Source organism: Tsukamurella ocularis, from assembly GCF_965138335.1.
GTDB classification, from domain to species: Bacteria; Actinomycetota; Actinomycetes; order Mycobacteriales; family Mycobacteriaceae; genus Tsukamurella; species Tsukamurella ocularis_A.
In genome coordinates this window covers 1-11,117 of the sequence record NZ_CBCSDV010000054.1, presented here as the reverse complement: position 1 = coordinate 11,117, position 11,117 = coordinate 1, and the positions used below count along the sequence as shown (strand labels likewise).

The following is an 11,117-nucleotide window of genomic DNA, read 5'->3' as shown; positions in this document are numbered from 1 at the left end:
CCCCGGCGCCCGCCCCCGGCCGGTAACCCGTGCACGTCTCCCGCCGCGCCTTCCAGGAGTGGGTCTCGGACGCCCTGGACGACGTCCCGCCCGAGCTCGCCACGGCCATGGACAACGTGGTGGTGCTGGTCCGCGACCGCAACGAGGACGAGCCGACGCTGCTCGGCCTGTACGAGGGCATCGCGCTCACCGAGCGGGACTGGAACTACGTGGGCACCCTGCCCGACACCATCACCATCTACCGCGAGGCGCTCATGGACGTCTGCGACACCGAGGAGCAGCTGCGCCACGAGATCCGGGTGACCGTGCTGCACGAGATCGGCCATCATTTCGGTATAGACGACCACCGACTCCACGACTTGGGCTGGGCCTGACCGGATCCGAGCCGGGCCGGGCCTGAAAGGAATCCGCATGCCGACACCGCACAACTCCGCCGCCCCCGGCGACTACGCGCCCGCCGTCCTCATGCCGGGCGACCCGCGCCGCGCCCGCCGCATCGCGGAGACGCTGTTCGACGACGCCCGCCTCGTCAACGAGGTCCGCGGCATGGAGGCGTACACGGGCACCGTCGGCGGCCGGCCGATCTCGGTCATGGGCTCCGGCATGGGCATGCCCACCATGACGATCTACGCCACCGAGCTTTACCGCGAGTACGGGGTGCAGCGGATCATCCGGGTCGGCACGTCGGGCGGCTTCCAGGACGACCTCGCCCTCGGCGACGTGATCGTCGCGACTGCCGCGCACACCGATTCCGCGATCAACGACCCCCGCATCCCGGGCGTGAAGTTCGCCCCCGCCGCGTCCTACCCGCTGCTCCGCGCCGCGGTCGACGCCGCCGAGCGGGCCGGCACCCCCGTGCGCGTGGGCCCGGTGTACTCCTCCGACCACTTCTACCTCGCGCGCCCCGGCCTGCACGAGGGCCTGCGCGACCACGGCGTGCTCGGCGTCGACATGGAGACCGCCGCCCTCTACGCCGTCGCCGCGGCCGAGGGCCGCGAGGCCCTCACGGTGCTCACCGTGAGCGATCACCTCTTCCGCGAGGAGGCGATGCCGTCCGAGGACCGCGAGACGAGCTTCGCCGCAGCAGCCGCCGTCGCCATCGAGGCCGCCTTCAGCTGACGCCGGCCTGGCCTCAGAAGGTCAGAGGTCGTCTTCGGCGTAGACGCGTAGAGCCTCGACCAGGAGTGGCAGATGCGCGGTGACGACGTCCCGGACAATATCGCCATCGACTCCGAAGTACTGATGCACCAGGATGTTCCGGAGACCCCGGATCTACGGCCAGGGAATCTGCGGACATGTGCGTGTGACGTCGGCCGGGAGGTGGTTTACGGCTTCTCCGATGATCTGGAGATTGCGTTAGATGGCATCCTCCGCCATGTCGGCGAGATCGTCTGCTCCGCTGTCGAGAACCGCGACGAAGCGCTGGCAGCGCTCGACCGACCGCAGTATGTCCGCGACGCGCTGCCCCACTTCTCTGCTCACAGAGCTACAGCATCAGCCAGGGCCGAGGCGGAGACGGGCCGCTTGAGCAGTTGAAGTGGGAAGACGTCGATATCCTCGCGACCGAAGAGTTCCCGGGATTCCTCCATCAGGCCCGAGGCGCGCATGAGGAGATTCCCGTCCACCGGATCCATCTCGACCAGGATGTCGATATCGCTACCGGCGTGCGCGTCACCCCGTGCGACAGAGCCGAACAGTCTCGGATTCGTCGCGTTGTACTTGGCCAACAACGCGAGGAACTCACTCCGACGCTCCTCGATGAGCTCATGAAGAACCAGCGTCTCGGGGGTGACACCGATCCTCGCCATATCGCCAGGATACCCGTGGACGGGCGGCGAGCACAGCCTCTGACTAGCCCATCGGGTCCAGGTGCGACGGGGCGTCGGCCCAGCTCACGAGCTCCCAGCGGCCGTCGTCGACGGGCCGGAGCACGATCTCGCCGGTGTTCGGCAGGTGGTGCTTGTGCGCGTAGGCACCGTCGACCCCGGACAGGTGGAAGCCGACGAGCCGGATGGCGGCCCCGTGGCTGACGAGGTAGGCGTCGCCGTGCGGCAGGTGCCCGGCGCGGATCGTCGCCACCGCGGGCAGGTACCGCGCGAGCAGGTCCTCGGCGCTCTCGCCACCGGGCATCGCGGCGGTGGGCTCGCCGGAGTACCAGCGGCGCACGACGTCCTGGAAGACCTTGATGGAATCCTCGTCGTTGAGGCCCTCGAGGTCGCCGGCCTGCACCTCGTGCACCCCGTCGATCACGGCGGTCGGCACGCCCCAGGCCTCGGCGATGTGCCCCGCGGTCTGCTGCGCGCGCCGCGCGACGGAGCTCAGCAGCACGGCCGGCGCGGTACCGGGGCGCTCGGCGCCGAAGCGGCGTGCCTGCTCGGCACCCTCGGGCGTGAGCGGCGCGCCGGGCGGGCGGGTGTCGAGGATCCGCGCGACGTTCGCGGTCGTCTGGCCGTGGCGGACCAGGTGCAGCAGGCCCGTCATCGCTCGCCCCTGCGCAGGCCGTCGAACCAGGCCTCGGAATCGCCGGGGTCGACGGGGGCCGTGCCGGGACCGCCCGGCCGGGGCCAGGAGCCGAGGAAGCGGAGGTCGTCGCACACGCGGTGCAGCGCGCGCAGCGCCTCGCCCACCGCGGGATCGTCGATGTGGCCGACGCAGTCGAAGTGGAAGACGTAGCTGCCGAACACGGTTCGCTTCGGGCGCGACTCGATGCGGGTGAGATCGACGCCGCGCAGCGCGAACTCGGCCATCGCCAGGGCCAGCGAACCGGGGCGGCTGGGCACGTCGAGGACCACCGCGGTGCAGTCGCTGCCGGTGCGCTCGGGCGCCGGACCGGGCTTGCCGCACAGCACGAATCGGGTGCGGGCGTCGGCCACGTCGGCCACGCCGGTCGCCGCCTCGGGCACGCCGTACATCCGGGCCGCGAGCGCGGTGGTGACGCCGGCGTCGATGCGCCCCTCGGCCACGTCGAGGGCGGCCGCGGCGTTGGAGGCGGCCGGAACCACCTGCGCCTGCGGCATGTTCGCGGCGAGCCAGGCGCGGACCTGCGCGGCGGCGACGGGGTACGCGCCCACGGTGCGGGCCTCGTCCAGCGGCTTCGCGGAGGCCACCGAGAAGGCGACGGCGAGGTCGGTCTCCGCGAAGATCTGCAGCGGCGTCCCGAAACCCAGCGTGTCGAGCGTGGGCGTGACGGGCCCCTCGACGGACGACTCGATGGGCACGCACGCGAGGTCCGCGGCACCGTCGGCGACCATCTCGAGGGCGGCCACCTGGCTGGGGGCACTGATCCGTTCCGCCCCGACGAGGTCGAACCCCGGCACCGTCATCTCCCCGCGGGCGGCGAGGTCCTGGCACTGGAGCAGCGCCATCTCGGTGAACGTCCCCTCGGGGCCGAAGTAGGCGATGCGCGTCACGCCACGAGCCTAGCCGGGGCACCGCGCGCGGGCGGACCTCCGGTGATTCAGTACAGTCATTTCGTTCTTGCAGAAGCGGGAGGGCAGCATGGCGGAGGACGAGAACCCACTGGATCGGATCAGCTCCGGGCCGGCACCGACGGGCCCGAATCCCTGGCGCTCGAACCGGCTGCCCACGGGCAGCCCCTACGCGAACGGCCTGTACGGCACCGGCGACGCGCGCAGTCGGCGCCGACTCGGCCTCGCCGGCTGGCTCACGCTGGCCGTCGCGGTCGTCCTCCTCGCGGGCGCGGTCGGCTGGGCCGCGGTCTCGAAGTCGGGCCGCGACGACGCCCCGCAGCTGCCCGGGATCACCGCGCGGGCGACGCCGCCGCCCGCGCCCAGCATCGACCAGATCACCGCCAACAGCCTGTTCACGACCGCCCTGACCGCCCCGGCCACGTGCCCGCTCCCCGCGTGGTCCGTCGATCGCGCGGCGATGCAGACCTTCGGCCAGGCCGCGACCGCCTGCCTCGGCGGCATGTGGGGCCTGCCCGCCGTGCGGGTCGACGTCGCGGTCCCGGCCGCCGACGGCTCCCTCCCCGGGGCGTGCACCGCCGGCGCGCGCGTCGAGAGCATCATCACCTGCGACACCGTGACCTTCATGAACCACGACCGCGCCCGCGCGGGCATCGGCAACCAGGCGGGCGGGGCGCTGATGTGGTTCGCCCTCGACGTCGCGGGGCGGGCGGAGCGGCGCAGCGGCGTCTCCGCCGACGTCGACGCCCTCGTGCGCCTCGCGGGCGGCCCGACCAGCACGCCGGGCGGCGAGCATCTGCGCCGGCGCCACGTGCAGAACCTCTGCCTCGCGGGCGGCACGCTCGCGAAGCTGGTGGGCCACGGGATCCAGGCGCGCGACATGGAGGAGGCCTCCAGCGAGTCCGCGTCGTGGACCGTGATCTCCGCGACCTCGAACGATCCGGTCCTGGCGCGCGGCACGGCGCAGAGCTGGTTCGACCGCGGGCGCCTCTCCCCCACGCTCGACGTGTGCCGGACGGCGTGGACCGTCCCCGTCGATCAGGTGTCCTGAGCTACTTCAGCCCGAGGGCGTGCAGCCGGTCGGTGACCGCCTGCGGGTCGGGCGCGACGACGTGCCGCAGCCGCTCGCGCACCGCGTCCTGCGCCATCGGGTTGAGGGCGGCCAGCCGCGCCTCGTCGGGCGCGGCGAGCGCGGCCGGGATGTCGTCGCCGGTGAGCGCGGCCACGACTCCGCACAGCACGGCCACGGCCTGATCGGCGTCCGTCACCGCGATCTCGAAACCGGGGCCCTCGTCGTGCACGCCGTGCACGAGGAACTCCGCGAGCGCCGTGGGATCGCCGGGCGTGTAGGTGCAGCTCGGACGGCCCGACGGTGCGGCCACGGCCAGCCCGTCGACCAGGGACATCGGCTCGCGCGGGGGCGCGAGCAACTCCAGTTCGATCGCCATCACGTTGACCCTAACTCTTGCCCCGGCTTGCTCACCGCATTAGGTTAGGGTTACCTTCATGACATCAGACCACCGAGCGAGAGGAGTCGTCATGAGCGCCCCGACCATCGCCGAGCCGACACCGGCCGAGCGCGTCCGCACCATCGCGGCCGTCCCCCATGCCGCGGTCCTCGCGGCCGACGGCTTCGAGCCGATCACCGTCGCACTGCACCACGTGCTGGGCGACCGCCTGGTGGTCGCGGTCCCCGACGACGTGCCCTGGCTCGAGGGCGCACGCGCCATGGTGGAGATCAACGACATCTCGCCGCTCCCGCTGCGCGAACGCACCCGCTCCCTGGTGTGGCTCTCCGGCCGCCTGTCCGAGGTGGCCGACGGGGCCGCCCTCGCCGCTCGCGTGGCCGTGGACAATCCGCTCGAGGAGCTGCTCGACGTGGGCAACGGCGCGCGGCTGCTGACCATGCCGATCGAGACGGCCGTGCTCGCCGATGCCGCCGGCGCCTCGTCGGTGACGGGCGACGAGCTGGCCGCCGCCGAGCCGGATCCGTTCGCGGGCTACGAGATCGCCTGGCTCGAGCACGTCGAGAGCGGGCACCCGGAGATGGTCGGGCAACTCGCCCGCCGACTGCCCGGGAAGCTGCGCAACCACCGCATCCGGCTGCTGGGCATCGATCGCTTCGGCATCCGGCTGCGGGCCGAGCACCACGAGCTCTCCGACGTGGACGTGCGCCTGAACTTCCAGCAGCCCGCCCACGACATGGCCGCCCTGCAGCGCGGCATCCGCATCCTGCTGGGCTGCCCCTTCCTCAACGGTCTCCGCGCGAGCTGATCCTGCTCAGGATGTCGAATTCCTGAGCGGTGGAGGCGCGCTCACGCACCTCGTGGGCACCCGGCGGCATCGCGCACCCCGGCCGACGCGGTCAGTGCGCCTGCACCGTGATGTCCGTGTCCCGGGGGGTCAACGCGTAGACGCCCGCGGCGACGGCGAACAGGATCACCCCGCCGACCAGCCCGGTGCTCTGCAGCGACGCGGTGAAGCCGGCCATGGCGTGCTCGGCCAGGGCGGGCAGGCCCGCCTGCTGCGCGATCGCCATCGCGGCGCCCAGCGATTCGCCCGCCGCGCCGGCGGTGGCGGCGTCGACGCCCGGGATCGCGCCGAAGTCGGCGTCCGCGGTGTAGAGCATCGCGGCGACACTGCCGAGGATCGCAACGCCGAGCACGTTGCCCAGGTCGTAGCTCGTCTCCTCGAGCGCGGCGGCGTTGCCCGCCTTCTCCTCCGGCGTGCCGGACATGACCATCGCCGAGGCCACGGTCATGCCGCCCATGCCGACGCCGACCAGCACCAGCGGCACGACCAGCCCCGCGTAGTCGAGCCGGGCGGGAGCCGCGATGAGCACCATGCCGATCGCCGCTGCCACGAGGCCGCCCGCGAGGACGATCCGCGCGGTGAGCAGATTCGCGAGCCACGGCGCGGCCAGCGAGGCGACCACCGCCGCGACGGCGACGGGGAGCAGCCGGACGCCGGTCTCGATGGGGCCGTAGCCCGCGACGAGCTGCATCCACTGCGCGAGCAGCAGCAGGGCGGCGGCCATGGCGAACATGACGCCCAGGGCCGCGATGATGCCCGCGGAGAACTGCCGGCGCCGGAAGAGCCGCACGTCGAGCAGCGGGTGTTCGCGATGCAGGGAGCGCCGGACGAACAGCCCGAGCACCACCACCGCGAGCAGGAGCGCGAGCAGGCCCGGCCCCGACAGCAGCGTGTGGTCCTTCGCGAACCGCTTGATCGCCCACACCAGCGCCACCATGCCGGTGATCGACATGAGCGCGCCGAGCCAGTCCCACGCGCCGGGCGAGGCGACCTTCGACTCGGGCAGCAGGAAGATCCCGACGATCAGCACGAGCACCATCACCGGCACGTTCACCATGAACGCCGCGCGCCACGAGAAGTTCTCCAGCAGAACGCCGCCCACGATCGGACCGATCGCGGCGCCCACGCCGGAGACCGCCGCCCACAGGCCGAGCGCCTTCGCGCGCTCCGCGGGATCGGTGAAGATCACGCGCAGCATCGTCAGGGTGGTGGGCATGATCATCGCGCCGCCCACGCCGAGCGCCGCGCGCAGCGCGATCACCTGGGCGGGCGTCTCCGCCCACAGCACGAGCGCCGAGGCGGTGCCGAAGACGACGTAGCCGAGCAGCAGCATCCGCTTGCGGCCGAACCTGTCCCCCAGCGAGCTGGTGGACACGAGCAGTCCGGCCAGCACCAGCGAGTAGGCGTCGATGATCCAGAGTTGTTGCGCCGCGGTCGGCCTCAGGTCGGCCGCGAGGTCGGGAACGGCGATGTTGAGGATCGTCATGTCCACGGTGATCACCAGCAGGCTCGCCGAGAGCAGCAGCGCTGCGGCCCACCGCCGGGTGGCCGAGGCCACGGGCGCGGTCGTCAGGTCGGTCATTCCCTTTCTCCTTCTCGCGGGTTCCAGAGTGCGGTGATCGAGCGTTCGAGGAGCGCCCGGTCCACGGGCGCTTCGGTGAGCACGGTGCGCATGATCGCCCCGTCGGTGAACATCGCCACCGCGGCGGCGCTCTCCGCGGTGACGTAGCGCCGCATGGTCGCGATGAAGTCCTCCTCCCATCGCACGCTGAGCTCCCGGAGATCCGGGTGCAGCGGCGCCGCGCAGGTCACCGCGAAGTCTGCGCCCACGAGGTGCGGATCGAGCAGGTAGCGGTGCAGCGCCGCGGTGTACGCCTCGGGAGTGGCGCCGTCCGCGACGAAGGCCGCCTCCAGGCCGTCGAGCCATTCCTCCGCGTCGTGCACCAGCAGCGCCAACGCCGCGGCGCGGAGGTCGTCGAGGGTGGCGAAGTACTGCGTGGTGGAGCCGAGGGGCACCCCCGCCCGCGCGGCCACCTTGCGGTGGGTCAGCGCGTCGGGTCCCTCCTCGACGACGATCGCGGCGGCAGCGGCGACGATCTCGCGACGGCGCCGCTCGGGGTCGCGGCGACGGGGCGTTCCGGGCATCGAGCACTCCTAATGGACGTTTGTACATGTACAACTGTACATGATGTGCGACAGCGAAGGAGCCGCTAGATTGAAACAATGAGCGCCACACCGGACAATCCGTTGCCCGACCAGCCCGAAGGCGAGCACAGGCCCGACCTCGCGTCGCGGGCGAGGACGCACGTCGACGACGCGACGACCCGCGCCAGAACCCATGCGGACGACGTGGCCACGCGTGCCAAGACCAAGGCGGGCGATGCGGCCACCCGCGCCGGCGACGCCGCCAAGAAGTGGCTCAAGCGCGCGATCGTCGCCGCGATCCTCATCGCCGTGCTCATCGTGGCCTACTTCGCGCTGGCCGCCTACCTCCCGCGCAAGTGGGCGGACCTACTGGTCGGCTGGGTCGGCACGGACGGAGGCACGCTCAAGGGCACCGCCTTCGGCCTGGGCATCGGCTTCCTCTGCGCCGGCCTACCGCTGCTCATCCTGTGGTTCGCCGCGAAGCGGGCGAGCAACCACCCGAAGATCGCCACGGTGATCGGGCTCCTCGCCGTGATCGTGGCCGTGCCGAACCTCATGACGCTGGCCGTCGCGATCGGCACCGGCAGCGGCGCGAGCTACGCCCGCACCAAGATCGACCAGAACGCCGCGGGCTTCCGCTGGGCCACCCTGATCGGCGTCATCGTCGGCGTCGTCGCCGCGATCGCCCTTGCGATCCTCCTCGAGGTGCAGCGCCGCAAGCGCGCGAAGAAGAAGCAGCGCAAGGCCGTCGAGAAGGAGGCCAAGGCGCTCGCGAAGCAGCAGGAGAAGGAGGCGAGGGCGGCCGAGAAGGCCGGCCACGGGCGCGCCCCGGGCCTCGACGAGGAGCCACCGTCGAGCGGGAACGACGCCCGCTAGCGGCGATCAGATCCCGAACAGCACCTCGATCGGCTCCTTGGCGAAGTACAGCAGGAACAGCCCCGAGACGATCCACAGCAGCGGGTGCACCTCCTTGGCCTTCCCGCGCGCCACGGCCATCACCACCCAGGTGATGAAGCCGATGCCGATGCCGTTGGCGATCGAGTAGGTGAAGGGCATCGAGACCACGGTGAGGAACACGGGCAGGACGACGGAGAACCTGCTCCAGTCGATGTCCTTGAGCTGGCCCAGCATCATGGCGCCCACGATGACCAGCGCCGGCGCGGCGGCCTCGGACGGGACCACCTCGTAGAGCGGGGTGAAGAACATCGCGGCGAGGAAGAGCACGCCGGTCACGATGTTCGCCAGGCCCGTCCGGGCGCCCTCGGCGATGCCCGAGGCGGACTCGACGAAGACGGTGTTCGACGAGGCCGAGGCGCCGCCGCCCACGATCGCGCCCGCGCCCTCGACGGCGAGCGCCTTGCCGATGTTGGGCACGGTGCCGTCCTCGCGCATCAGGTCCGCCTCCTTGGTGAGGCCCGTGATGGTGCCCATGGCGTCGAAGAAGTTCGACAGCACCAGCGCGAAGACCAGCACCGATGCGGCGAGCACGCCGATCCGGGTGAAGGCGCCGAAGACGTCGACCTCGCCGACCAGCGACAGGTCGGGCAGCCCGCCCAGCGAGGACGGGAGCTCGGGGATGTTCAGGCTCCAGCCGTGCGGGTCCTTGAACGACGGTCCCAGGCCGGCCACCTTCTGCACGATCAGGGCGACGATCGTGGTGATGACGATGCCCAGCAGGATCGCGCCCGGGACCTTGCGCACCACGAGCACGCCGATGAGCAGCACGCCGAAGACGAAGACCGCCGTCGGCCACGCCGCGACGGAGTTGCCGATGCCGAGGCCGACGGGCACCGTCGTGCCGGCGGCGTCCGGGATGCGCCGGACGAAACCCGCGTCGACGAAGCCGATGAACGCGATGAAGCAGCCGATGCCGGCGGCGATCGCGGCCTTGAGCTCGGCGGGGATGGCGCGGAAGACCGCGGTGCGGAAGCCGGTGACGCCGAGCAGCACGATGATGATGCCGTCGATCACCACGAGGCCCATGGCCTCGGGCCAGGTGACCTGCGGCGCGACGCTCACCGCCAGGAGGCTGTTGACGCCGAGGCCGGCGGCGATGCCGAACGGGTAGTTGACGATCGCGCCGAAGGCGATGCACATGACGCCCGCAGCCAGCGCGGTCACGGCGGCGACCTGCGCGGTGGGCAGCACGTGACCGAGCACGTCGACGTTCTTGCTCTGCCCGACGACGCCGCCGATGATGATCGGGTTGAGCACCACGATGTAGGCCATCGTGAAGAAGGTGACGAGGCCGCCGCGGAGCTCGCGCGGCACCGTCGAACCGCGCTCGGAGATGCGGAAGAACTTGTCGATGGGCCCCAACTGGGGCTCGGTGGGAGCGGACACGTCGTGACCCTTCACTCGCTGCAGGACCGGGCAATCGTAACGGTGCCCGGATAGGGTGACCCGGTGAACGCCCCCGAGCCCGTCCCGACCGCCGTGCGGCGCCCGCTGCGCGCCGAGGTCGCGATCGTGCTGTTGGTGACTTTCGCCTGGTCGGGGCTGTATTCGATGGTCCGCCTCGTCGGCTATCAGCTCGGCCCCGGCGTGCGCGGGACGACGGTGACGCTCAACCCGGTCCGCAGCCCGCACGCGGTGATCGACTTCCTGCTGCAGGTGCTCGGCGCGGTGCAACTCTTCGGCTGGGCCGCGCTGGCGCTGTACCTGCTGTACCGCTCCGGGATCCGCTTCGCCGACATCGGCTTCGCGCTGCGCCGGCCGCGACGGGAGGTGCTGCGCGACGTGGGGCTGGGCACCGGGCTCGCGGCGCTCATCGGCATCCCCGGGCTGGCGCTGTACGCGGCCGGCCGGGCCCTGGGGGTCACCGCGAGCGTCGTGCCGGCGTCGGGCGACGTGCAGTGGTGGCGGATCCTCACCTACGTGCTGCTCGCGGCGGGGAACGCCGTCGCGGAGGAGGTCGTGGTCGTGGGCTACCTCATGACCCGGCTGCGGCAGCTGGGCGTCGGGCGGGCCGGGTCGATCGCGGCGTCGTCGGTGCTGCGCGGCTCGTACCACCTGTACCAGGGCTTCGGCGCGGGGCTCGGGAACCTGGTGATGGGCGTGGTCTTCGGCGCCGCCTACGAGCGCTGGCGGAAGCTGTGGCCGCTGGTCATCGCGCACTTCCTGCTCGACGTCGTGGCCTTCGTCGGCTACGCGCTGCTGCGGCCGCATCTGGGCTTCCTCACGTGACCGCGGCCCGGGAAGGCCGGGGACGGCGGCGGCACCGNCGGAGAC

Annotated in this window: 15 protein-coding genes; 6 read left to right on the top strand and 9 right to left on the bottom strand. The window is 71.9% G+C overall.

Annotation, left to right across the window (positions count from 1 at the left end):
* Positions 1 to 29: 29 nt before the first annotated feature.
* Positions 30 to 374: a metallopeptidase family protein gene (locus ACNAYW_RS24100; protein ID WP_415852132.1), complete on the top strand. Its 345-nt coding sequence runs from the start codon at positions 30 to 32 to the stop codon at positions 372 to 374.
* A gap of 37 nt (positions 375 to 411) precedes the next feature.
* Entirely contained in the window at positions 412 to 1,119 is a 708-nt protein-coding gene (gene deoD, locus ACNAYW_RS24095; protein ID WP_415852131.1) for a purine-nucleoside phosphorylase, read from the top strand.
* A 21-nt stretch (positions 1,120 to 1,140) separates the two neighbouring features.
* Here the strand turns inward: deoD and ACNAYW_RS24090 are convergent, their stop codons facing one another.
* The 5 genes from ACNAYW_RS24090 to pheA form a co-directional block, all read right to left on the bottom strand.
* Positions 1,141 to 1,272: a HepT-like ribonuclease domain-containing protein gene (locus ACNAYW_RS24090; RefSeq protein ID WP_415852133.1), complete on the bottom strand. Its 132-nt coding sequence runs from the start codon at positions 1,270 to 1,272 to the stop codon at positions 1,141 to 1,143.
* A gap of 84 nt (positions 1,273 to 1,356) precedes the next feature.
* Positions 1,357 to 1,482 carry a hypothetical protein gene (locus ACNAYW_RS24085; RefSeq protein WP_415852130.1) on the bottom strand — a complete coding sequence of 42 codons (126 nt, stop codon included), beginning with the start codon at positions 1,480 to 1,482 and terminating at the stop codon, positions 1,357 to 1,359.
* A complete protein-coding gene (locus ACNAYW_RS24080; protein ID WP_415852129.1) occupies positions 1,479 to 1,808 on the bottom strand; it encodes a nucleotidyltransferase family protein in 330 nt (109 codons plus the stop codon). The genes ACNAYW_RS24085 and ACNAYW_RS24080 overlap by 4 nt, the downstream gene beginning before the upstream one ends.
* Positions 1,809 to 1,851: 43 nt before the next feature.
* The gene (locus tag ACNAYW_RS24075; protein ID WP_415852128.1) at positions 1,852 to 2,481 is read right to left on the bottom strand and encodes a histidine phosphatase family protein; all 630 of its coding nucleotides are present in this window, start codon (positions 2,479 to 2,481) and stop codon (positions 1,852 to 1,854) included.
* On the bottom strand, positions 2,478 to 3,410 hold the full coding sequence (pheA, locus tag ACNAYW_RS24070; RefSeq protein WP_415852127.1) for a prephenate dehydratase: 933 nt from the start codon (positions 3,408 to 3,410) through the stop codon (positions 2,478 to 2,480). The genes ACNAYW_RS24075 and pheA overlap by 4 nt, the downstream gene beginning before the upstream one ends.
* A gap of 88 nt (positions 3,411 to 3,498) precedes the next feature.
* Here pheA and ACNAYW_RS24065 point away from each other — a divergent pair, with 88 nt between their 5' ends.
* Positions 3,499 to 4,479, top strand: a complete 981-nt coding sequence (locus tag ACNAYW_RS24065) for a hypothetical protein (RefSeq protein ID WP_415852126.1) — start codon at positions 3,499 to 3,501, stop codon at positions 4,477 to 4,479.
* 1 nt (position 4,480) lies between these two features.
* On the opposite strand, the gene ACNAYW_RS24060 is transcribed toward ACNAYW_RS24065, so the two are convergent.
* Positions 4,481 to 4,876, bottom strand: coding sequence for a hypothetical protein (locus tag ACNAYW_RS24060; RefSeq protein ID WP_415852125.1), 396 nt, complete (start codon positions 4,874 to 4,876; stop codon positions 4,481 to 4,483).
* A 91-nt stretch (positions 4,877 to 4,967) separates the two neighbouring features.
* On the opposite strand from ACNAYW_RS24060, the gene ACNAYW_RS24055 reads away from it, so the two are divergent.
* On the top strand, positions 4,968 to 5,702 hold the full coding sequence (locus ACNAYW_RS24055) for a DUF2470 domain-containing protein (protein ID WP_415852124.1): 735 nt from the start codon (positions 4,968 to 4,970) through the stop codon (positions 5,700 to 5,702).
* Between the two features lie 91 nt (positions 5,703 to 5,793).
* On the opposite strand, the gene ACNAYW_RS24050 is transcribed toward ACNAYW_RS24055, so the two are convergent.
* Together ACNAYW_RS24050 and ACNAYW_RS24045 are read right to left on the bottom strand one after the other, a co-directional pair.
* The gene (locus tag ACNAYW_RS24050) at positions 5,794 to 7,323 is read right to left on the bottom strand and encodes an MFS transporter (RefSeq protein ID WP_415852123.1); all 1,530 of its coding nucleotides are present in this window, start codon (positions 7,321 to 7,323) and stop codon (positions 5,794 to 5,796) included.
* Positions 7,320 to 7,886, bottom strand: coding sequence for a TetR/AcrR family transcriptional regulator (locus ACNAYW_RS24045; protein ID WP_415852122.1), 567 nt, complete (start codon positions 7,884 to 7,886; stop codon positions 7,320 to 7,322). The genes ACNAYW_RS24050 and ACNAYW_RS24045 overlap by 4 nt, the downstream gene beginning before the upstream one ends.
* A gap of 78 nt (positions 7,887 to 7,964) precedes the next feature.
* Between ACNAYW_RS24045 and ACNAYW_RS24040 the strand changes: the two genes are divergently transcribed.
* On the top strand, positions 7,965 to 8,762 hold the full coding sequence (locus tag ACNAYW_RS24040) for a hypothetical protein (RefSeq protein ID WP_415852121.1): 798 nt from the start codon (positions 7,965 to 7,967) through the stop codon (positions 8,760 to 8,762).
* 6 nt (positions 8,763 to 8,768) lie between these two features.
* On the opposite strand, the gene ACNAYW_RS24035 is transcribed toward ACNAYW_RS24040, so the two are convergent.
* Positions 8,769 to 10,229 carry an NCS2 family permease gene (locus ACNAYW_RS24035; protein ID WP_415852120.1) on the bottom strand — a complete coding sequence of 487 codons (1,461 nt, stop codon included), beginning with the start codon at positions 10,227 to 10,229 and terminating at the stop codon, positions 8,769 to 8,771.
* A gap of 63 nt (positions 10,230 to 10,292) precedes the next feature.
* Here ACNAYW_RS24035 and ACNAYW_RS24030 point away from each other — a divergent pair, with 63 nt between their 5' ends.
* A complete protein-coding gene (locus tag ACNAYW_RS24030; protein WP_415852119.1) occupies positions 10,293 to 11,072 on the top strand; it encodes a CPBP family intramembrane glutamic endopeptidase in 780 nt (259 codons plus the stop codon).
* The last annotated feature ends 45 nt before the right edge of the window (positions 11,073 to 11,117 follow it).